Annotated in this window: 24 protein-coding genes; 15 read left to right on the forward strand and 9 right to left on the reverse strand. The window is 37.3% G+C overall.

Translation table 11 applies throughout. The features are described 5' to 3' along the window. Window positions 1–109 precede the first annotated feature (109 nt). The 13 genes from K3T81_RS16485 (at window position 110) to K3T81_RS16545 (ending at window position 10,919) form a co-directional block, all read left to right on the forward strand. Entirely contained in the window at window positions 110–763 is a 654-nt protein-coding gene (locus K3T81_RS16485) for a hypothetical protein (RefSeq protein WP_238021079.1), read from the forward strand. A 207-nt stretch (window positions 764–970) separates the two neighbouring features. Then, window positions 971–1,492: a hypothetical protein gene (locus K3T81_RS16490; RefSeq protein WP_238021080.1), complete on the forward strand. Its 522-nt coding sequence runs from the start codon at window positions 971–973 to the stop codon at window positions 1,490–1,492. Between the two features lie 23 nt (window positions 1,493–1,515). Then, window positions 1,516–2,040: an A24 family peptidase gene (locus K3T81_RS16495; RefSeq protein ID WP_238021081.1), complete on the forward strand. Its 525-nt coding sequence runs from the start codon at window positions 1,516–1,518 to the stop codon at window positions 2,038–2,040. Window positions 2,041–2,146: 106 nt separating this feature from the next. Continuing rightward, the gene (locus K3T81_RS16500) at window positions 2,147–2,773 is read left to right on the forward strand and encodes a DUF4352 domain-containing protein (protein ID WP_238021082.1); all 627 of its coding nucleotides are present in this window, start codon (window positions 2,147–2,149) and stop codon (window positions 2,771–2,773) included. Between the two features lie 61 nt (window positions 2,774–2,834). Continuing rightward, on the forward strand, window positions 2,835–3,083 hold the full coding sequence (locus K3T81_RS16505; protein ID WP_036572408.1) for a hypothetical protein: 249 nt from the start codon (window positions 2,835–2,837) through the stop codon (window positions 3,081–3,083). Window positions 3,084–3,147: 64 nt separating this feature from the next. Continuing rightward, entirely contained in the window at window positions 3,148–4,689 is a 1,542-nt protein-coding gene (locus tag K3T81_RS16510) for a DUF6382 domain-containing protein (protein WP_238021083.1), read from the forward strand. Continuing rightward, window positions 4,686–5,618: a PP2C family protein-serine/threonine phosphatase gene (locus K3T81_RS16515; protein ID WP_238021084.1), complete on the forward strand. Its 933-nt coding sequence runs from the start codon at window positions 4,686–4,688 to the stop codon at window positions 5,616–5,618. Before K3T81_RS16510 ends, K3T81_RS16515 begins: the two co-directional genes overlap by 4 nt. 24 nt (window positions 5,619–5,642) lie before the next feature. Then, window positions 5,643–6,545: a serine/threonine protein kinase gene (locus tag K3T81_RS16520; protein WP_238021085.1), complete on the forward strand. Its 903-nt coding sequence runs from the start codon at window positions 5,643–5,645 to the stop codon at window positions 6,543–6,545. Window positions 6,546–6,557: 12 nt separating this feature from the next. After that, a complete protein-coding gene (locus K3T81_RS16525) occupies window positions 6,558–7,949 on the forward strand; it encodes a type VII secretion protein EssB/YukC (protein ID WP_238021086.1) in 1,392 nt (463 codons plus the stop codon). 109 nt (window positions 7,950–8,058) lie between these two features. Then, window positions 8,059–8,799 carry a DUF4352 domain-containing protein gene (locus K3T81_RS16530; protein ID WP_238021087.1) on the forward strand — a complete coding sequence of 247 codons (741 nt, stop codon included), beginning with the start codon at window positions 8,059–8,061 and terminating at the stop codon, window positions 8,797–8,799. Between the two features lie 422 nt (window positions 8,800–9,221). Then, window positions 9,222–9,905, forward strand: a complete 684-nt coding sequence (locus K3T81_RS16535) for a YrrS family protein (RefSeq protein WP_058951401.1) — start codon at window positions 9,222–9,224, stop codon at window positions 9,903–9,905. Between the two features lie 23 nt (window positions 9,906–9,928). Then, complete coding sequence (gene mtnN, locus K3T81_RS16540; protein ID WP_238021088.1) at window positions 9,929–10,618, forward strand: 5'-methylthioadenosine/S-adenosylhomocysteine nucleosidase; 690 nt, start codon at window positions 9,929–9,931, stop codon at window positions 10,616–10,618. Between the two features lie 70 nt (window positions 10,619–10,688). Then, on the forward strand, window positions 10,689–10,919 hold the full coding sequence (locus tag K3T81_RS16545; protein ID WP_238021089.1) for a YrhC family protein: 231 nt from the start codon (window positions 10,689–10,691) through the stop codon (window positions 10,917–10,919). Between the two features lie 20 nt (window positions 10,920–10,939). Here the strand turns inward: K3T81_RS16545 and sigK are convergent, their stop codons facing one another. The 9 genes from sigK to K3T81_RS16590 all read right to left on the reverse strand — a co-directional run bounded on the left by sigK (window position 10,940) and on the right by K3T81_RS16590 (window position 19,216). Next, the gene (gene sigK / locus K3T81_RS16550; protein ID WP_036572438.1) at window positions 10,940–11,644 is read right to left on the reverse strand and encodes an RNA polymerase sporulation sigma factor SigK; all 705 of its coding nucleotides are present in this window, start codon (window positions 11,642–11,644) and stop codon (window positions 10,940–10,942) included. A 254-nt stretch (window positions 11,645–11,898) separates the two neighbouring features. After that, on the reverse strand, window positions 11,899–13,368 hold the full coding sequence (locus K3T81_RS16555; protein WP_238021090.1) for a UDP-N-acetylmuramoyl-L-alanyl-D-glutamate--2,6-diaminopimelate ligase: 1,470 nt from the start codon (window positions 13,366–13,368) through the stop codon (window positions 11,899–11,901). A gap of 126 nt (window positions 13,369–13,494) precedes the next feature. Further along, entirely contained in the window at window positions 13,495–13,884 is a 390-nt protein-coding gene (gene mnhG, locus K3T81_RS16560) for a monovalent cation/H(+) antiporter subunit G (RefSeq protein ID WP_238021091.1), read from the reverse strand. Continuing rightward, the gene (locus tag K3T81_RS16565; RefSeq protein WP_036572444.1) at window positions 13,865–14,176 is read right to left on the reverse strand and encodes a Na(+)/H(+) antiporter subunit F1; all 312 of its coding nucleotides are present in this window, start codon (window positions 14,174–14,176) and stop codon (window positions 13,865–13,867) included. The genes mnhG and K3T81_RS16565 overlap by 20 nt, the downstream gene beginning before the upstream one ends. Then, window positions 14,173–14,649 (reverse strand): Na+/H+ antiporter subunit E, encoded by a 477-nt coding sequence (locus K3T81_RS16570; protein WP_036572447.1) that lies wholly within the window; start codon window positions 14,647–14,649, stop codon window positions 14,173–14,175. The genes K3T81_RS16565 and K3T81_RS16570 overlap by 4 nt, the downstream gene beginning before the upstream one ends. Window positions 14,650–14,656: 7 nt before the next feature. Beyond that, entirely contained in the window at window positions 14,657–16,138 is a 1,482-nt protein-coding gene (locus tag K3T81_RS16575) for a Na+/H+ antiporter subunit D (protein WP_238021092.1), read from the reverse strand. After that, window positions 16,131–16,469, reverse strand: a complete 339-nt coding sequence (locus tag K3T81_RS16580) for a Na(+)/H(+) antiporter subunit C (RefSeq protein WP_106896992.1) — start codon at window positions 16,467–16,469, stop codon at window positions 16,131–16,133. The genes K3T81_RS16575 and K3T81_RS16580 overlap by 8 nt, the downstream gene beginning before the upstream one ends. Then, the gene (locus K3T81_RS16585) at window positions 16,469–18,790 is read right to left on the reverse strand and encodes a Na+/H+ antiporter subunit A (protein WP_238021093.1); all 2,322 of its coding nucleotides are present in this window, start codon (window positions 18,788–18,790) and stop codon (window positions 16,469–16,471) included. The genes K3T81_RS16580 and K3T81_RS16585 overlap by 1 nt, the downstream gene beginning before the upstream one ends. A gap of 279 nt (window positions 18,791–19,069) precedes the next feature. Then, a complete protein-coding gene (locus K3T81_RS16590; protein WP_036572456.1) occupies window positions 19,070–19,216 on the reverse strand; it encodes a sporulation histidine kinase inhibitor Sda in 147 nt (48 codons plus the stop codon). 567 nt (window positions 19,217–19,783) lie between these two features. Here K3T81_RS16590 and K3T81_RS16595 point away from each other — a divergent pair. Continuing rightward, complete coding sequence (locus K3T81_RS16595) at window positions 19,784–20,299, forward strand: YqeG family HAD IIIA-type phosphatase (protein ID WP_036572458.1); 516 nt, start codon at window positions 19,784–19,786, stop codon at window positions 20,297–20,299. A 2-nt stretch (window positions 20,300–20,301) separates the two neighbouring features. Then, window positions 20,302–21,399, forward strand: a 1,098-nt coding sequence (yqeH, locus tag K3T81_RS16600) for a ribosome biogenesis GTPase YqeH (protein WP_238021094.1), incomplete at its 3' end; no start/stop codon positions are given.

The following is a 21,399-nucleotide window of genomic DNA, read 5'->3' on the forward strand; positions in this document are numbered from 1 at the left end:
AAACAATATGCATTGTTGTAGTTTATTTACTACAACAATGCCAGGTTAAGTATCTGCAAATATACATATCTGGAGCAAGTCACCAAAGTATGTAGCAAGAGGTGGAAAATTGAAAAAAGGCTTAGTTGCTTTATTAGTATTGATCGCATTGATAATCAGTGCATGTAGTGATGAAGAAGGAAGCACAAATGATGAAGAACAAAATTTGGAGGAAACTATAGAAGGAAATAATAAAGATGAGCAGGAAGATGAAGAAAAAGAAAATGACACTTCAGTAGAAGACGAGGAGGACTCAGAAGATGTTAGTGGACCTTTCGAGACACAAACTGAAGACCAATTAGATCTGACAATTGGTGACACTGGCAGGTTTGATACAGATCTAACTACTTTTGAAATTACGTTAGAAGATGCTGAAATAATTGAAGGAGAGTTGGATGGAGAACAACCGCAATTTGATAGTATAATTTTATTAGATATTACTATAAAAAATACGGGAGAAGAGACCCATCCAGTTCAAGATCTTATGTATGGACTTGAGGTTACCAGTGACTTAAGAGGTACAGGAATGCAAAATGGAGTGGAGTATTTTGATAGTGTTGAAGAAATGACTGGTGAATTAGCATCAGGAGAAGAAATAACAGGACAGTTTATTACAGAAATACGAGATGCAGAAGAATACTATTTTCGGTTAAGATCAGGAATCACAGGGTCTGGTGCAAGTAATGAGGTTATCTGGACAATTCCAGATAAAGAAGTGAGATAACAAATACTAATATGCCTGTAGTATTGTGGAATTTAAATTCCATAATACTACTAGCTATCTATTTATAAATATTAAGCTAGTAACCCTATGGTTTTGAGGGTTATAAAGTTACCACCAAAAGATTAGTTAGCAGTAAATGGACGGGGGCGAGTTGCTATTCGACATTTCATAAGAAAAGAAGAAGGAAGTATAACGTTAGAAGCAGCGATGGTACTACCCTTTTTTATGTTATTTATCGTTTTCTTAACGACTATTATTCGTATATCAATTGCTGACATGGCATTATACCAATCTGTTTCGGAAACCAATGAAGTGATTGCGACCCACGCCTATCCTGCAGATTTGGCGACCACTGCAGTTGAGGATATTTTAAATGAAAAGTTATCAGGTATACACGAGGATTTGGATCTTAACCTTGCTGCTAGTTTGCTAACAGACAGTATGGAATATTTAGATATAAATATTGATGTCAGTGGTTATTTACAAAGCATATCAGCGGATTTGTTAGAACCTGTAATTCAGGATAAGTTTGCTGATAAAGTCGGGGGAAGTTTTTTTGATTCATCCAATTTATCAATTGATCAAGTTACACATCCTACAAGCTTTACTGGAGATGGAGCGTTTGTAGAAATAGACGCCAGTTATAAAATTGATGTAGCTGTACCATTTGTTAATAAAGAAATTATTCTTAAAAAAACATCCTACGAAAGGCTATGGGCAGGATCTTAAATTGAAATTGGTAGAGAGGGGTGATGATTTTGCTACAAGGTTCTGACTATCTGTTATTTGTAGTCCTGCTGATGGCACTTATTTGGGATATCAGATTTAATAAATTACCGAATTGGTTAACTGCTGGTGCGATGATATTAGGTATCCTATATCATCTTATAATGTTTGGTATAGACGGTCTCGTTTTTTCTTTTATAGGTCTCCTTGCAGGGGGCGGGATTTTTCTTATTTTGTATTTATTTAAGGCTATAGGAGCAGGGGATGTAAAGTTGTTTGCTGCAATTGGTGCTATTACAGGAGTTCCAATGGTGTTCTACTTCATGATGTATTCCGTAGTGTTTGCAGGGGTAATTGGAATTATTTTATTGTTATTCATGAAAACATTTCTGAGGAACTTCTTAAATATGCTCTTTAATTTTGTAAATTCACTCCTTTCCGGGAAGCTGAAGGATTTAAGAGAGTTTGATATAAACAAAACGACTAGGTTCCCTTTTATGTACGCTGTAATACCCGCTGTAATTGTTACGTATTATTATAACTTTATGTAGGTGAGTATAAGTTAAAGCATTCAAACTTTAGAAAATATACTATGATAATAAGACCCAGCTCAACTAGATTACTCATATTGATAATGGCTAAAGGAGAATCAATAAGATGAAATATTTATGTTTTAGTATTGTTTTATCGTTAGGATTGTTCCTCACTGCTTGCAATGAGGAAGAACAAAAAAATACTACAGAGAACGATGATGTGAGTGAGGGTACAAGCGAAAGTGAAAGTGGTTCAGATGAGCAAGAAGACGGTTCTGATGATGGTACAACTGGTGAAACGGAAAACGGTGAGGAAGGAATCTCTGTTGAAGATCAATTAGGGCTGAAAATTGGTGACACTGCAACGGTAGAAAATAATTTCACAGAATTTGAGATGACATTAGATGGAGTTGAGTTAACAGAAGAAGCAGGAGAGACCCCATCAGAACAAGGAAACTATGTCATTGTTGATTTAACTATTACAAATTCAAGTGATGAGCCTCTGACAGGCGGAGATGCATTTAGCAGCACAAGGCTAGAAACAAAAGAAAATAAGAGTGGTTTTACATGGTTTTACATCGATGGTGTGGTGGAAGCATGGGATAGCGAAATTGCCCCTAACGATACTCAATCCGGAAAGCTTTTATATGATGTAGAAAAAAGTGAAGAATATACCTTGACATTAGGGAAAAATCTTGAAGGACTGACGAATCAAGTAACATATACATTCACACCAGAGGAATCCAAGTAGATGTAGAAACGAAGCCGAATAGATAGTAAGCTTTCTCTATTTACTGTAAGGGGAGGGGAATATGACAGAAATAATAGATTTTTTGTCAAATATAGCCTCGAAAATAATGGAATTTATTTTGGTAGCTTTTTTCTGGTTAGCCGATGTACTGGCCAACCTGTTGATAAAGATTGGTTTAGTTGAAAAGGAAAGTGATGCAATAGTTATTGGTATCATTATAATGTTTATTATCTTCGTCATAATTATGGGTGCAACTATAGGTTCTAAATACCATAGTCGAGGCCCTTATGATGGCGGAGGGGATGATTGACTGCATATAAATTTAACAAACACTTGTCATATAAAACTTATTCAATAAGCCAGGAGGGAAAAGAATGGGTGAAATTTATGGCCTTCACTATGATTATTCGAATCATAACGGTCAATCAATTGTGTTTACAGGACAAAATGGTAAAAGTATTACTTCGGGAGACTTAAATGAGGTTCAACTTAAAATGATTCAGTCTAATTCAATACCACATTTACTTTCCCTTTCCGTAGAAAATATGGACTTAAAAACTAAGCTATTTTACGATCTTACCTCAAAAAGTAAGTTGACATCCTATTTTCAAAAGAAGAACGCAACAATGAATGATTATTATCAAGTGTTCCTGTCTATTATATCTACTTTGGAAAGTTGTTCTTCCTATATGCTAGACCAAGAGAAGTTTATTTTAAAACAGGATTTTATTTATATTGGAAAGAACCCCGGTGATATCTATATCGCCTATTTACCTGTGAAAAAATTAGACAAAGAGACCAATGTTACAGAGGATATGAAAAAACTTTTAACCGATGTTGCTGGAGAAGTAGAAGGCCTTCAAGGGAACGAATTTAAAAGCATCTTGAACTATATTAAAAATGATGGTTTTAGTGTAGGTGGTCTGAAAAAGCTTTTGTTAGAGTTAATCTCCTTACGATCAAATGTGAACCATTCTAGCCAGGTTAGTGGATTTTCGAATGAAGCTGGGATAGGTGAAAGTGGAGGAAAATCATTCACTACGAGCCAACAACTACTAAAAAATAATGGAAGTGAACCGGACAAAGGGCAAGACGAGCAGTCGACCGTGACTCACACTCAGTTTAAAACAAAAAAGAAGCTGCCAAAACTAACATCAAGAGAAAAGGTCTATATATTCTCTGGGACGTTATTAGCCTTAGCTTTAATATGGAAGTTATACGATTCAGTGACTACGCAGGCTATGCTGGGAGTAAGCAGTGGACTTTCTATTATCATTGTAGTTGCAGTTGTTACTTACATTAAATGGTGGCGCCCTGGAGTGAAGCCAATAGAAACTCAAACTTCGAATCCAGTCAAAAAACAAAAAGGGAATGGCAAACAGTCACAGCCAGAGACGCAACAACCCCAGTCAAAGCCATATAGCCAACAAGCACCTGTTAGTTTCCAACAACAGGCACACTCACAGCAACCAGCATATGCAAGTCAACAGTTAGCCGCTGCAACAGCAATGGATACCACACTATTGACAACCCCATCGGATGATACGGTGTTATTGGAAGATGAAGCTAATCTATCGGCCACATCAACTGCTCCATCAAATGTAACAGCTATATTATCTAAAACTTCCCCTGATGGACAGGAGGAAACAATTGAACTGAATCGAAATAACTTTCTTATTGGTAGAAATGCAGACGCTGTAAGCTATGCGGAGGAAGCAACCGGGGTATCCCGATTACACGCAGAAATTATCCAGATTGATTCCACTTCTTATGGCATAAAGGATTTAGGGTCGAAAAACGGCTCGAAGCTAAATGGAAATACTATGGTCCCATACAAGGTGTATGCACTTCAGGAAGATGATGAAATTATGCTTGGAAAAGCCATTTATATTTTTAAATGGAGTCATTCCTCGTGAGCAGAAGATGGCAGACTGGTAAAGCTACACACAAAGGGACTAGAAAAAATAAGAATGAAGATTCCTATCTACATCGTCATGCCATTGATAGCGAAGGAAACGAAATTGCGATGTTCGCTGTGGCAGATGGGATGGGTGGCTATGAGGTTGGAGACACCGCCAGCAAATTAGCAATATCTTTTTTTCAAAGATGGTGGGATAAGCGCATCATCAAACTATTAAAAAAGCGAGATATTATGGAACGAATTGCCCGAGAGGGTGCATCGACCATGAAACAGATAAATACTTCAATTAAAGCTACGAGTTTGCATACAGGGAAGAAGATGGGAACGACACTCTCCTTGCTCATTATGTTTAAAGGCCAATATGTTGTTATCCATGTTGGGGATAGTAGAATTTATCAGATGAGAGGCTGGAATTACGGGTTACAGCAATATTTTCATCATGCTAACCATGAGGACCTTACTAGTCTCTTGCAAGAACAGAGCACAGAAATTTTGGAATCAAACCCTGAACTAGTGAAGCTAACAGAGGACCATTCGTGGGTGGAAAGACAAGTAAAAGATGGGATCTTAACAGATGAGGATGCCCGTAATCACCCGAAGCGAAATGTATTGACACAATGTCTTGGAATAGAGGATGAAATAAACCCGCAAATAAAAATGGGGCAATATCAATCAAGTGATATGTTTCTTGTATGTTCGGATGGCTTTCATTCCTTGTATTCTAATGAAGAGATCTTAACCATGTTAATAAATCTGGAGAAGGAATACACAAATCTACAAATGATGTGTGAGTACTTAATAAACTTTTGTAATTTTTCCAATGCTGAAGACAACATTACACTCATGCTCATTCGTAACTTATATGTAGAGAAAACAGAAACAAAAGGAAGACGAAATTTGTTATCAATACTGGGAATGAAATGATAGTGGAGGCATGGGGTGTTAACAATGAGTAAACATAATATCTTCGTGAAGCCAGGTGACATTTTACGTGAAAAATACAAGGTAGTAGAGCACATAGCAACTGGTGGTATGTCGGAGGTATATCGCGTCCAAGACATGAACAATTCATTTCAAGAGTGGGCTGTGAAGATCTCAAATATGTCTAGTAAGCTATCGAGAAAGCTGATAGATGAGACAAAGCTATTAAGTGAACTGGATCACCCTATTTTGCCGCGTGTAGCTGACTTTTTTCAGGATGATAATTATTTCTACCTTGTGTTGGAGTATGTGGAAGCTGTATCCTTAGCAGAATTTCTGGAAGACGACTCTAATGAACTTAAGCTTGAGGATATTGTAAACATTGGGGTACAGCTCTGTGATGTATTATATTACTTACATACTCGCAAACCTCATCCGATTATATATCGTGATCTGAAGCCAGGAAATATTTTATTAAAGAAGGATGATCAGATCAAGTTGATTGACTTCGGAATTTCACGTAAATACCAGGAAAAACAGATGAGGGACACTGTTCAAATTGGAACAGTAGGTTTTGCAGCGCCCGAGCAATTCGAAAAAAAGCAGACGGATAAACGTACCGATTTATTCTCTCTTGGAGCATTGCTTTACTATCTTTTATCTAAAGGGAAATATGTGTATATCGCACAAGAGCCAATAAAATCACTGAATTCATCTATCCCGAAAAGTCTTGAGGCCTGTGTTGACCAACTTGTTGAATTGGATTCCGAAGACAGATTGCAGGATGTTAGAGAGGCGAAGATACTCTTATTAAAAGCTAGAGAAGAATGGGAACAACGAAAATCAAAGCAGTCCTCAAAAAAGAATCTTTTACCATATGTAATAGGTTCTTTAGCAGTAGTTGCAACAATTATATTATTTTCTTTGTAAGGAGGCGAAAAAATGAGTGAGTATAGTAAGCTACCATATGGTCGGATAATGGAGAACGAAGGGTTGGTTACATATCAGATTTCCAGAGAAGAGACGAACATTCAAGATGTAGAACAACTTGAAGAATTAAAACGCGATGAATCGCTGTTTTTCTCGTGCCAGCATTATCAAGTAAAGGAAGATCTTGTTACCATCTTTTATAAGAAAAAGGCTGGATATGTATGCTTGGCCCAAATTAAGACGATGGACGACAAGAAGAAGAAAAAGGTGACTGATAAACTCTTGCAAACAGAGAGCTTAGTTGGTACACAATTCAGCACTTTTCTGCATCCTGCAAACATTTATGTAAATGAGCGAGGGGATGTAAACTTTGCACATCGAAGTATCCGGTCTGTTTTACCACCTGAGGAATTTACTGAGCAAGGCTTATTAAACGAGCTAAAGCCAATATTAATAGCATTACACAGCAATCATACCTTTGAAGAAATAGTTGAAGATAAGCAGCTTTTGGTGTCAGGAAACAATAGCTTACTGAATGCAATTAATGCAGCAACTTCTATCGACCAACTTCGAAAGCTCTTTGCCACACATGTTCCAGCTGTCTCTTCAGAAGAGAAGAAAGCCCATAAAGATAGTCACAATACAACCGAAGTGAAACAACCGAAAAAGATAAAACTATCCCTTATGTCAGGTATGCTAATTGGTGTTTTAATCGGCATGATCGGATTGTACCTTATTAAAGTGGTACCTTTGTCAGATTCAGCCAGCGCTCTTGAGAGTGAAATGAGTGAGCAAGAGAATAGTTTAACGGAAGAAAATCAGGAGCTTCAAGAGCAGGTAGATCAAAACCAACTTATTATAAAAGGATATCAAGAGGCAATGGCAGGCAATACAGAAGCAGCCATTACCAACTTGGAGAAAGTTAATAGTCCTGACAAAAATGCTGAGCAAACGTTAATTCAGCAGTATATCAAGTTGAATACGGTAGATAGTTTGACGAAAGCTACTGGAATGGATGATTCCTATCAAGCAGAAGTGGTAGAAAAGTTAGCTCAGCTTGAAAGTGATGAAGCAAATGACGTCATTCTATCACTAACGTCCAGTGCACCAGAAGTATTAATTGAACAAGCATGGCTAAGGAAAGATTATGAAACAGTATTAGAAGTATATAAGCAAATTTCCGACAATGATCATGCTAAACTCTTAGCTGCTAATAGCTATCTTGAGCTTGAAAACAATAAAGAAGCAATGAAGTTAGGAAAAGAGCTTGAGAACAAACAGGTCCAAATTGGTAGCTTAGAAATAGAAAAGAAAAAAGTAGAAGACAACAAAGATATGGACAAAGAAGAAAAAGAAGAGAAATTGGATGAATTAAATAAAAAGATAAAAGAATTGAAGGATTAATAGCATATGCTGTGTAGGTTAGTTGAAACTATACAGCATTTTTTCTTAATTGAGACTAGTAGACAAAATTGAAGTATACTAAAAAAATTTTAGTAAAGAGGTGGTAATAATGAAAAGTAAACTAACGAGTTTTTTAATAATTGTAAGTAATATATTGATATTGGGTGCCTGTGCAAATGAAGAGGATACGAAAGCCAATGCGGATGAGCAAAATTTAAATGAAACGATCGAAGGAAATAGTAATAAAGGTGAGGATTCTTCAGATAACGATGCGAGTGAAGCTAGTACTGAAGATAACAATAAGTCAGAGGAGGATTCTGAGGAGTCCGAAGAAAACTTAAGTGATGTAGTTCTTGATAATCAGAGCGATTCAGTTGAAATTAGGGAAACAACAGCAGGTTTTGGAATTGAAACACCAGACCAGATAGGACTTAAAGTAGGTGACACAGGGTATTTTGATGACACGATGGGTACTTTTGAGGTGACAGTAAATTCTGCAGAGTTATTAGACGAATTAGATGGAGAGGAATCTCAAGCAGATCATTTCTTTTTAATGAATATAACAATTAAGAACACTGGAGAAGAAACATGGAATGCACAAGATTTTCTATACGGTCTTAGAGTGACAGATGATTTAGAGATGACTGGTTATGGTGATTATGCAGAGAGTTTTGATAGTGTGGAACAGATGACTGATGATATTGCACCAAATGAGGAGTCTACAGGTCAATTTGTAACAGAGGTCTATGATGGAGATACGTATTACTTTAAAATGCGATCAGGTATAACAGAAGGCTCAGGAGAGAGTAACAACGTTGTTTGGGAAATTGCAAAAGAGGAATTACAGTAATTGATTTTGTAAGTTTAACACACTCTAGATAGTTAGTTTAGACTATTTAGAGTGTGTTTTATTATGTGGTTTAAAGTGAAGTGTTTAAATTAATGGTATTGAGGTTGTTATTTCCAAATTTTTGTAAATTAGTTAAAGGGGTATTGGGTCGTTAATAGTGAAAATTGCAATTAAGAGAAGTCAGTATGAGAATGAGACATTTATATTTTAAGTAACTATTATTTCACTAAAAAAAGTTGGCAATATTGCTGCGGAGACCAGTAACCAGGTTATCTGGACTATTCCTGCAGAAGAAGCAAAGTAGAACCCATACTATTGGAAGTGTAATAAAACACGAATGAAAATTATTGTAATATCCCTATCATATTATTCTATCTTAAAAATATGATACTATAGTAGAGTAAACATAGGGAGGGAAAGCCGTGAGTGATTTTGACAAAGATTCGAGAGTTGATAAATTTGAAAAAAGAAGGAAGAATACAAAATCCATTACTGTTTTAATGATAGGAGGTTCTCTTCTTGTTATAGTTTTGCTTGGTATGTGGATTTTTGGTGGTGGTGACGAGCAAACGTCAGAAGAAGAATCTACCAATACGGAATCAACAAATGAATCAAATAATAACGACACTGAAGAATCAAATGAAGAGCAAGCCGAAACGGATGAAAACAACTCCTCTGATTCAGATGAACAAGCAAACGAAGCCAACGAAGAAGAATCAGATGCTGAAACCGATGAAGACGAGAATCAGTCTGCAGAAGATATTGAAACAGAACAGGTTGAACCTTCTGGAGAAAATGTAAAAGAAGCTTACACTGGAAATTGGGAACCAGTTGGAACAGACCAAGAGGGGCCTCATACTACAAACTATGATAGTGGCTCGCAGGATAGACAGGAAATAGCAAGGGGTGTTGAGCTAGCCACAGGACTTAATGCTAGTACGATGACTACACATTGGGTCGGAAATGGTGGAGATCAAAAAGTAGAAGCTACTGTTTCTAACGAAAGTCAATCAGAAATTTACCGTGTCTATTTATCATGGGTGGAAAATGAAGGCTGGCAGCCAACCAAAGTAGAAGTCTTAAATTCAGTACCTAATAACAACTAATCGCACAAATCGGAGGCATAATCATGACAATAGGTATTATAGGAGCAATGGATGAAGAAGTTGCATTACTTTTACAAAATGTATCAAACCAAAGTGAGGAAACCATCGCCGGATGTAAATTTGTAAAAGGACAAATAAACGGAAAAGAAGTTGTCATTCTTCAATCTGGTATAGGAAAAGTGAACGCAGCAATGGCGACGACCATTATGCATGAAAGATACGAACCCTCGCATATCATCAACACAGGTTCCGCAGGTGGATTTGCTGAAAAATTGGAAGTAGGCGATGTTGTTATTTCCACTCAGGTGGTACATCATGACGTTGATGTAACGGCTTTCCAATATGCATATGGCCAGGTGCCTGGCATGCCGGCTATGTATGATGCCGATACAGATCTTGTATTAAAAACAATCTCTTCAGTAAAAGAAATGGGCTTAAGTTATCAAGAAGGAATCATTGCAACAGGTGATTCCTTCATGCAGGATCCAGAACGAGTAGCGTTCGTTAGAGAGAAATTTCCTGAGATGATCGCAGCAGAAATGGAAGCAGCTGCAATCGCACAGGTTTGCCATCAATACGGAAAGCCATTTGTTGTTATTCGTGCTCTTTCAGATATTGCTGGCAAAGAATCATCTGTTTCCTTTGACCAGTTTCTTGAGAAGGCAGCGAAAAATGCAGCTACTCTGATTATGACCATGCTCAAAAGTATGTAATATGTCCATTATTTACCTTCCAAAAGGATGCATAATTTATGTTATGATGCGTTATAGAGGAGGGGACGTATTGGATAAACAAAAGAAATTAGAGTTGAAATGGAAAGATTATCAGCGTTTTACTGCAGTTCTACTAATATTAAGCAGTTACCTATATATGGGTGCCATCATTAATACGTATATGCAACCCTCAGGCAATGGGGATATGCTATTCGTATTGTCACTTGCTGGTATTATAACGGGAATAACTTTAGCGGTTAAGCAACTTAATATAAAGAAAGAAATAGAGAATGAGCGCTGATTCAAATCAGCGCTCATTTTTTAACTTCTACGTTCTTTACGGTAATATTCATGAAACACTTTCATGAGGGCCCGCTTTTCAATACGTGATACATAACTTCTTGATATATTCAGCATCTTGGCAATTTCTCTTTGGGTCATTTCTTTATGATCATTTAAGCCATAACGGTAGATAATGACTTCTTTTTCCCGTTTATCCAAAATTGTAAAGTATTCCTGCATCTTGGCAATTTCCATATTTAACTGGATGTATTCGATAATATTATCGTTTTCAGCCTCTAGAATGTCAATAAGGCTGATTTCATTTCCTTCTTTATCCTGCCCGATAGGATCATGGAGGGAAACATCTTTTTTTACTTTCTTTAATGCTCTTAAATGCATTAAAATTTCATTTTCGATACAACGGGCTGCATATGTCGCAAGCTTTGTGCCTTTATCAACAGAAAAACTCTCCACGCCTTTGATTAAACCAATGGTACCTATGGAAATCAAATCTTCTACATCTTCACCTGTATTCTCAAACTTTTTAACGATGTGTGCTACTAAGCGTAAATTATGCTCGATAAGCTTGTTACGAGCAGTCTCACTTCCTTCTTTCATTTCTTTCAAATATTTTATCTCATCTTCTGGGGGAAGCGGCTGGGGGAAGGCATGGTTTTTCACATACGAGACAAAGAAAAGGGTTTCTTTTATTAGAAGAGCAAGCACGCTTAATATTCCGGACAAATATATCCACCTCCTAAAAGTGCCGGCTGGGCTATTGCCTATAATTCGATTTTATGTAGATAAGGGGCTTTTCGTGTCTGTCCTTCTAAAGATAATTAGAAAAACTCGCATTCGCTCGTCTATTAGAGAATGTGTACGTTTTTCTTATACTTGGGACTTCAAAATTTTAACTACGTCGACATTGCTTCCTAGCTGAAATTTTATACTTTTCTAACGTGTAAAAAAAGCACTTCCCGAAAGAAGTACTTGGTATTTCATTTATTATATTTTCGGTTTAAGCACTCTGTTACTACCGTTTCATCACTATGGGGTTGTTTTGTATTTCCCGTGATTTGATAATGCTCTTTACCTTTCCCCGCAATGATTAGGATGTCACCAGGTTCGCTTATCTCTACTGCATGTTCGATAGCCTCTTTACGATCGGCAAGCATACCATAATTCTCGTGTTGCATTCCTTGTTCCATATCCTGAAGAATACTTGTAGCATCTTCGTTCCGTAAATCATTAATAGTTAAAATGACGATGTCTGCAGTGGATGCTTCTTTGGCCATAAGTGGCCGTTTTTCTTTATCTCGGTCACCACCCGTTCCAGCTACATAGATGAGGCGATTTCGTTTAAATGTTGAAACGGATGTAATGGAACTTCGGATAGCATCAGGCGTATGCGCATAATCGATAAAAACTTTAACCGGCGCATTGTGCTTTACTTTCTCCATTCTTCCCTCAATTGGATTAATCAACTTGAGTAGATTCACGGTTGCTGACACCGGGATGCCTTTGACGAATAAAGTAGATAACGCTGCGAGAACATTATAAACATTAAACTCTCCAAGTAATCTAGTCTCTACAGGATAATCTCCTTCAGGGCTTTGGAGGGTAAACAAAGTCTTATCCTCAAAATATTGGATTTGTTTGGCTTGAAAATCGGCTTCTTCTGAAATTCCATATGTTAGGACCTCAGCAGGTGACATGTTTTCATAAATCTTTGACCAGGCATCGTCTTTATTTAGGATGGCATATTTACGTTTTGTTGCATCATTACCTAATTGGGCAAATAATAAGCCTTTGATATATCCATACTGTTCCATACTTTGATGATAATCAAGATGGTCTTGAGTTAAATTGGTAAAGATAGCAATATTAAAATCAATGCCCCATACTCGGCCCTGCGCTAGCCCATGTGAAGAGACTTCCATAACTACATCTTCGACTCCAAGATCCTCTGCCTCTTTTAACAATTTCTGATTCCCTAACACATCACAGGTCGTATTGTCCGTATATTTGACTCCACCATTAATTGTAATTCCGTTTGTTCCAGCTAGAGCCGTTTTACGCCCTGAATTTTCAAGTAACTTATTTATAAGTGTTGATACACTTGTTTTACCATTTGTTCCAGTAACCCCGATAATATCCATATCTATAGAGGGGGAGGAATAAAATCTATTTGCGAGATGAGCAAGTGCTTTAGCAGTATTTGGTACGATAACGAGTGCTGTGTTGTATAAATCCATGTCAGGTTTCTCTTCCGCTACTATAATAGTTGCACCACGATCAATAGCATCTTCTATGAAGTGGTGGCCGTCAACGGTATACCCTTTTATGCAAACAAACACCGAACCCTCTTCCACTTTTCTTGAATCCTGCTGAATTGATTGGATGTTTTGCGGAAGGGGACCAACTATTTGTTTGACATGGAGATATTCTAGTAAGTTTTCTGTATTCATTGACCGTCACCTCTAATTCTTCTTATTACTTATTTTATCCGTATGTAACATATTCTATTTATTTATATTTACTGAATAGATACCTTGTATTTTTTTAAGAAAAAAAGCAACTAGTTATAGTCGCTTTTAACTTTTATCTGATGATTGTTGCTTGATATACGCATCTTTCGCTTCCTGATATGCATCTCCTCGATTTTTCAGGACTGGTTTTACTCCATTGGCATGTGCGGCTCTTCCGATCATGTGAGCCGATACTGGTGCCGTTAAAAGAATAAATACAATTGCGAGTAATAATTTACCACTCACAATGGAGTGCGCAGCGTAGAGATATAAAAACGCTGCGATTAATATAAAAGCAATGCCTAAAGTGGAGGCTTTGGTAGCAGTATGCAGCCTCGTATAAACATCTGGAAATCGCACAATCCCTATGGAGGAAGACAGGATGAAGAACGTACCTGCCAACAGGGTGATGATAACAAGAATGTTAATGATAATATTAATCAACGTCTCTATCAATGATAACACCCTTTTCTAAATATTTTGCAATGGAAAGTGTTCCAAGGAATGCAAGAATTCCAACCAATAAAATAACATCATTTAGTTTGGATGTTACCAGATAGACTGCCATGATACCGGCTAAGGCCATAATGTTAATTCCTATTGCATCTAGCGCAACAGCACGGTCCGGTTGGGTTGGACCGACAATGACCTGATATAGAAGCAATAGAAGTGAAATAGCTATACCTGCAAAACTGATGGTGACAGCTATGTCTAGAATATTTTCGGTGATGGATAAAACCTCCGTCATCTTGACACCTCCAGAATTGCTTTCTCAAATGTATTTTTAATTGAAGAAATGGCTTCCTCACTGTCTTGTATGTGCATTGCATGGATAAATATTTTCGTGTTATCACGAGAAATAGCTACGGATAGGGTACCAGGCGTTAAAGAAATTAGATTTGCTAGCAACGTAATTTCCCAATTGCTTTTCACATCAATTGGCAATGCAAAAATACCTGGCTCAAAGTCCTGCTTCGGTTTGTATACAAGTTTTACAATTTCCCAGTTTGAAGATAACAATTCTTTTATAAAGAGGAGGAGCAGGGCTCCAATCTTAAAAATTCGCCTCAGATAAAAGGTATCAGGAACAAAACGGCGCAGAAGGAAAAGCAAAAGTATACCTAACAAGTAACCAGCAATAAAGCTGGGAGCAGAATACGATTCACTTAAGAACATCCATAGAAATGCGATGATTAAATTTATAACAATCTGAAATGCCATTAGTTCACTACTCCTTTAACACAGAATCAATATAGATTTGCGGATCCATCAGGTATGCAGCTATTGAGTCTGCAATAGGGTAGAAATATTCAGCTCCGACTCCCATTATGACTGAAAGAGCGAGCAAGAATACAATCGGAGCTACCATCCCTTTGGTAGATTTTTTCTCTATTGGACCCATTGCATCTTTGTCACCCCAGAAAGCATGGATGAAAATTTTTGCAACAGAATATAGGATAAGTAGACTTGTTAGAAGTCCAATAAGGATGATAATTATATGCTCACCCTCAAACGCTCCTTGTAATAATAGAAGCTTTCCAATAAAACCACTAAACGGTGGAATACCGGCTAGCACAAACGCTGCAATAAATAAGAGCCAACCTAGTAGGGGATAGGTATGAATAAGCCCTCCCATTTTCTTTAAGTCAGATGTACCTGCCACATAGGCGATAACACCAACAAGTAAAAATAATGCTGATTTAATAATCATATCATGTACTAAATAATAGACGGACCCACTTATAGCTGTCTCGTTCATAACTCCTATCCCAAGGAGTATGAACCCAATTGCTGGAATTATATTGTATGCAATAATTAGCTTAATATTGGAAGTTGAGAGAGCTCCGATTATACCGAAGACCATCGACAACCCTGCAAACCAGATAAAAACTTCGTGAGTTAAGTCCACTCGATGGACGAAAATTAGTGTGAAAACACGGAAGATCGAATAAATACCTACTTTTGTTAACAGGGCACCGAATAAAGCAGAAATCACTGGATTCGGAACGACATATGATTTCGGAAGCCAGTAGTAAAGGGGGAATAAAGCCGCCTTTGTAGCAAAAACAAAGAATAGTAGGATACCTACAGTTGTTAATATTCCTTGTTGATCTGCTTCTTGAACGCGCTGCGCTATTTGCGCCATATTAACTGTCCCAACTGCACCATACACGAAGGCCACTGCCGTAACGAAAAGCATGGAGGAAAATAAGTTAATAAGTAAGTACTTTAGTGATTCCCTTAATTGTACTTTGTCACCACCAAGTACAATAAGTGCATAGGAAGCCATTAACAATACTTCAAAGAATACAAATAGGTTAAATAAATCCCCAGTAATGAAAGCCCCTGAGACACCCGTGATTAAGAAAAAGAAAAAGGGATAAAAATAGTAATTTTCTTTTTCTCCAAGCCCGGCAGAAGGGGCGTAAAAAGCACAGGCAACTGCAATGACGTTCGTAGTCATCACAAGGACAGCTGCAAGGGAATCCATTACTAGGACAATGCCGTACGGTGCTACCCAGTCACCTGTCTCCAGTATAATCGTACCATTCTTTAAAACTTCCCACACAATGTATCCACTTAAACCAAGCCCAATTAGAGAAAAAACTTTTGTTAAGGTACGGGAAACGTTCACTTTAGAATTGAAAAATATTAACACAATGGCTGCCACGAGTGGCAGGATGATTGGTAGAACTGCTAAATTACTCATTTGCCTTACCCCTTAATTGTTCCATATTATCTGTTTTATTTTCCTGTGTCGTCCGGTATGCCAGTACGAGAAGCAGACTGGTCACACCAAAGCTGATTACAATGGAAGTTAAAATTAATGCTTGGGGAAGGGGATCCGTATAGTCGGATACCCCATCCGTGAGAATCGGGGGCTGCCCTGTTTTTAGCTTTCCCATTGTTAAAATGAACAGATGGGCACCATGTGATAGAAGAGCAGTCCCGATTACAATTCGTAGTAATTGTTTTTGCAGTAAATTGTAAATAGCCGTTGCAAATAATATACCTGATAAGATAAGGATGATTATTTCCATTATTCTGCCCCCTTGTTTTTCTTAAGTTTAATGAGGCTAAAGATGGCGAGTGCAGCAATACCGAGAACTGCTATTTCGAATAGGGTATCCAGCCCACGCATATCGACTAGGATAACGTTCACGACATTATCTCCGCCTCCTAGTTTGTAGGAGGTTTTTAGGAAGTAATCCGAAATGGAGTCAAACCAGTTCGTGCTATAGGCAGATATACCAATTAAAGTCATCATGGCACCAAACCCAATTGCCAATACAGCATTTAGCGTTTTGGACCCACTTGAATCGTCTGTTTTTCTTAACTTCGGCAAATGGTAAAAGCATAGAATAAACAATGCTACTGTTATGGTTTCTACAACAAACTGTGTTAGTGCTATATCCGGTGCTCGGTAGATAACAAATAGTAGAGCAACCCCATAACCAACCACTCCTAGTATAAGAAGAGCAGCCATATTATGTTTTGTGAATATCGTTGCGATAGCAGCCACCACCATGATAATGACAATAGACACTTCAATAATGGTAATGTCAGCAAGGTTATTTGAGCTAATCGTAAATCCATCTGTTAGCAACATAAAGCCGGTTGTCACGATAATCATCGTGGCGAGAATCAAGGACATGTACAGCTTTAATGAACCAGTCATATATGAATTCGTAATACCTGCAGAGTAGGTATCCAGCTTGTTAACAAGACCGTCATAAACTCGGTTAAAACTTAACTTGCCAGGTAGAACTTTGTACACACCACTCCACTTTTTCCGTGTTAAGAACAACACGATTCCAAGAGCAACAACGATTAGGGACATATGAAGTGGGGTGAAATCCCAACCGTGCCAGAAACCAATTTTATGGTATTCTGCATTACTGTTAACGGCTTCTGCAGCATGTTGAATGAAAGGTGCATTAACCATGTTAGGAAATAATCCAATTAAAATTACACCAAGGACGAGAATAATGGGTGATAGTAACATTCCAACAGGTGCTTCATGTGGTTTCTTCGGTAATTGATTAAGCTTTTTAGGTCCTGTGAAAACACCAAAAAAGAAATACATAGAGTATACAAAGGTGAAGATACTTCCAAGAATAGCTAAATAAGGAATTAGCTCAGTTAATAAGGAAGCACTCTCCAAATCCAAGGTAGCTTCAAAGAATAATTCTTTACTATAAAAACCATTCAGGAATGGGAACGGAACACCTGCCATAGAAAATGTTCCAAATATAGCCAATGTTGCAGAGATAGGAAGAAGTGTAAACAATCCACCTAATTTTCTAATATCCCTTGTGCCTGTTTCATGATCGATAATTCCTGCAATCATAAAGAGGCTTCCCTTAAACGTGGCATGGTTTAAAATATGGAAGACAGCAGCAAAGACCGCCGCAGTTGTACCAAATCCTAGCATTGCCATGATCATACCTAGCTGACTGATGGTTGAAAATGCAAGGATTGCTTTTAGGTCTGTCTGTCTCACTGCCATGTATGAGCCCCAGCAAAGTGTTACGATTCCAACGAGACTAACTGTAATAAAGAAACCTTCATAACCAGAGAATATTGGAGAAAATCTTGCTATCAGGAAGATTCCTGCTTTAACCATGGTAGCCGAGTGAAGATAGGCACTAACCGGAGTAGGTGCTTCCATAGCGTCTGGTAGCCAGATGTGAAATGGAAACTGAGCGGATTTAGTAAAAGCTCCAAGCAGAATTAATGCAAGAATTAATGGAAGATAATCACTTGAAAGTATGACATCTGTTTGGCTGATCATCTCTTGAATACTTGTTGTGCCTGTTATAACGGAGAGCAGAATGAAACCGCCGAACATGCTCAAACCACCAAAAATGGTAATTAGCATTGATTTTAATGCGCCATATCTCGATCTTTCTTTAAAATGCCAATAACCAATTAGCAGGAATGAAGAAATAGATGTTAACTCCCAGAAAGTATATAAGACAAATACATTATCTGAAAGAACAACTCCAAACATTGCCGTCATAAAGAGCAATAAGTAAACGTAAAAATGGCCTAGTCGTTCTTGTTTATCCAAATAGAAGATGGAATAAAGGACAACAAGTGATCCTATCCCGCTTATCAATAGAACAAATAATAAGCTCAACCCATCAAGATAGAAATCCAAATTAATTCCTAGAGAGGGGATCCAATTGTAGGTTTGTCGAATAGGTGTAAAGTCTTTTCCTACAAATCTAATAAAATACAGAAAGATAAAGAATGGCACAAAGAAAGTGAATATCCCAGTATGTATCTTATTTTTAGCCTTGCTGAGTGTGGGAATAAAACAAGCAACAAGAAGTGGTATTAATACAGCAAATATCATCTAACGGTATTCCTCCTTATAAAATCTTAGTTGTATCTCTATGTGTAAATCCTCTGCTCTTCCATTGAGTAATTGGTTTTAATTCAAAATCTACTAGACCCTTATATTTTCTCCAAACACATTTTTAATACAAAAACGATGGTCTGCTGTAGGCTATGTAGGTTCCAATATTCAAGGATTAGTTTAACACAATATAAATTTAAGAAAAATAAATAACCCCTGTTATTTCGCAAAATAATAGGGGTTAACGCGTTTCTTCATATTTAAATATAAAATTTTTTAGACAGGTCTTTTTTCTGTGATTTTATGGGACAATCTCCTTCTGTGAATTTCCTCTTCAATTAAGTTTAGAAAGTCAGGGCTCAAATTTAATTCATTTGCTGTGTAATAAGATTCAATTAATAGTTCATCTGACAAATGTTCCATCAACTCAGCCCTCCTAAAGTTTGTAATTTTCCCAATTAGGTTATTAATAACTTACCACTTTATATATGGCAGGACAAGGCGAAAGTTATCTACAAACCCTTGTAGATAAGGTGTGTATAATTACTTTTTTATATCGACAAATGTTGTTACAACAACTTTTCTTATGTTAGTAAAGTTATCCACAATTGCGGATTTTAGGGATATTTGTCGAACGATTCTTGGAATATTTATAGCTATCTACAAGATTCAACACAGTTGCGTTTCGTTTTTATAATGATAGAAAGACGATTTATGCAAAATTCCATGAAATTCCTCTAAAGAACTTTTTCTTTTAATTCACACTGCATTCTATGCCCAAGTGGTGAGATGAAAAGGGGATCTAACTCCAAGTAATTGTCCGATCCTGTCTAATCCCCTTTTTGGTCTTACCCTCCTAGTATTACCAAGCAACCAAAAGAAATCCCCCACAGATTGAAGTTTTACATTATGGAATGTTATTATAGAATGGTTTATAATGGTGATTCGTATGAAGTTCGAACTGATGATTGAGAATATGAGGTGTGAAGGTTGTTAAAAAAGTTTTTGCCGAACGAACATGTGAAAAGCGTTTTTGATATTAATCCAGAAGTTTTAAAAAGCAAAGGTATTAAAGGTATTATTACAGATCTCGACAACACGCTAGTTGCTTGGGATGTGAAGGATGCTACTCCGGAAGTAATCGAATGGTTCAAACAAATGAAAGAAAATGACATTAAAGTAACGATTATTTCAAACAATAAGCAGGAGCGAGTCAAAGTATTTTCTGAGCCATTGGAAACGCCATTCGTTTTTAGTGCAAGAAAGCCTTTGAGCAAAGCCTTTAAGTCGGTAGCAAAACAAATGGGAATGAAGAAAGAAGAAATTGTAGTGATTGGCGATCAGTTGCTAACAGATGTTTTAGGTGGGAACTTTGCTGGTTTCTATACCATTTTAGTTGTACCGATAGTTCAAACAGATGGAAAAATAACGAAGATCAACCGGAAGATTGAACGAAGAATATTACATTATATGAGGAAAAAAGGAAAAATCACCTGGGAGGAATAGGGATGGAAGAATTATATTGTCAAGGTTGTGGTGTCCTTATTCAAACGTCAGACCCACAAGCGCCTGGTTACACACCAGCATCTTCATTGGAAAAGGAGAACATACTCTGTAAACGTTGCTTTCGATTGAAGCATTATAATGAAATTCAGGACGTAGCCATTACAGACGATGATTTTTTGAAGATGGTTAGTTCGATTAGAAGTGCGAATGGGCTGGTAGTACATGTTGTAGATATATTTGATGTGCATGGCAGCCTGATTAAAAGTCTACCAAGAATTGTAGGAGATAATCCCATTGTATTGGTCGGTAATAAGGTAGATCTGCTGCCTAAATCAACAAACAAGCGAAAATTGGAACAATGGCTTCGGTCCTCGGCCAAGGATGCTGGTATTAATGTCAAGGAAGTTTGCTTAATTTCCTCAACAAATGGATACGGTATGAAGGACCTGACTGAAGTTATTGAGGAACAACGTAAAAACCGAGATGTATATATAGTAGGGACGACAAACGTTGGGAAATCCACGTTTATAAATCGCTTGATTAAACAATCGACCGGGTATGGAGAAGTAATTACCACTTCTTATTTCCCTGGCACAACCCTTGGATTCATTGAGATTCCTCTTGATGATGAAACATCATTAATCGACACACCTGGTATTGTAAACAGGCAGCAAATTGCCCATTATGTATCTGAACAAGACTTAAAGCTTATTACACCGAACAAGGAAATTAAGCCAAGAGTGTATCAATTGAACAGTGGGCAAACTCTTTACTTTGGTGGATTGGCAAGATTAGACTTCGTGAAAGGGAAACGAACTTCCTTTGTATGTTATTTCTCTAATCAAGTTCCTATACACCGAACAAAATTAGAAAATGCAGATGAATTATATGAACAACATATTGGGGAGCTACTGTCACCACCTGATCAAAAGACATTAGAGGTTCTACCAGAACTAAAAGAGAATGCTTTCCGGCTAACAGGTGGGGAAAAGACGGATATCGTATTTCCTGGCCTGGGTTGGGTAAGTGTGATCGCAGAAGATGTAACAGTTGCGGCTCACAGTCCAAAAGAGGTTTCCGCCTCTATTAGAAAATCATTA

Origin of the sequence: Oceanobacillus jordanicus (assembly GCF_022095695.1) — a bacterium.
GTDB classification, from domain to species: domain Bacteria; phylum Bacillota; class Bacilli; order Bacillales; family Amphibacillaceae; genus Oceanobacillus_B; species Oceanobacillus_B jordanicus.

Bases quoted from the DNA above. Each gene is read 5' to 3' on its own strand.
- K3T81_RS16490 (WP_238021080.1), top strand. From the start codon at position 971: ATGGTACTACCCTTTTTTATGTTATTTATCGTTTTCTTAACGACTATT.
- K3T81_RS16495 (WP_238021081.1), top strand. From the start codon at position 1,516: ATGATTTTGCTACAAGGTTCTGACTATCTGTTATTTGTAGTCCTGCTG.
- K3T81_RS16500 (WP_238021082.1), top strand. From the start codon at position 2,147: ATGAAATATTTATGTTTTAGTATTGTTTTATCGTTAGGATTGTTCCTC.
- K3T81_RS16505 (WP_036572408.1), top strand. From the start codon at position 2,835: ATGACAGAAATAATAGATTTTTTGTCAAATATAGCCTCGAAAATAATG.
- K3T81_RS16510 (WP_238021083.1), top strand. From the start codon at position 3,148: ATGGGTGAAATTTATGGCCTTCACTATGATTATTCGAATCATAACGGT.
- K3T81_RS16520 (WP_238021085.1), top strand. From the start codon at position 5,643: ATGAGTAAACATAATATCTTCGTGAAGCCAGGTGACATTTTACGTGAA.
- K3T81_RS16525 (WP_238021086.1), top strand. From the start codon at position 6,558: ATGAGTGAGTATAGTAAGCTACCATATGGTCGGATAATGGAGAACGAA.
- K3T81_RS16530 (WP_238021087.1), top strand. From the start codon at position 8,059: ATGAAAAGTAAACTAACGAGTTTTTTAATAATTGTAAGTAATATATTG.
- mtnN (WP_238021088.1), top strand. From the start codon at position 9,929: ATGACAATAGGTATTATAGGAGCAATGGATGAAGAAGTTGCATTACTT.
- K3T81_RS16555 (WP_238021090.1), bottom strand. From the start codon at position 13,368: ATGAATACAGAAAACTTACTAGAATATCTCCATGTCAAACAAATAGTT.
- K3T81_RS16565 (WP_036572444.1), bottom strand. From the start codon at position 14,176: ATGACGGAGGTTTTATCCATCACCGAAAATATTCTAGACATAGCTGTC.
- K3T81_RS16570 (WP_036572447.1), bottom strand. From the start codon at position 14,649: ATGGCATTTCAGATTGTTATAAATTTAATCATCGCATTTCTATGGATG.
- K3T81_RS16575 (WP_238021092.1), bottom strand. From the start codon at position 16,138: ATGAGTAATTTAGCAGTTCTACCAATCATCCTGCCACTCGTGGCAGCC.
- K3T81_RS16580 (WP_106896992.1), bottom strand. From the start codon at position 16,469: ATGGAAATAATCATCCTTATCTTATCAGGTATATTATTTGCAACGGCT.
- K3T81_RS16585 (WP_238021093.1), bottom strand. From the start codon at position 18,790: ATGATATTTGCTGTATTAATACCACTTCTTGTTGCTTGTTTTATTCCC.
- K3T81_RS16590 (WP_036572456.1), bottom strand. From the start codon at position 19,216: ATGGAACATTTGTCAGATGAACTATTAATTGAATCTTATTACACAGCA.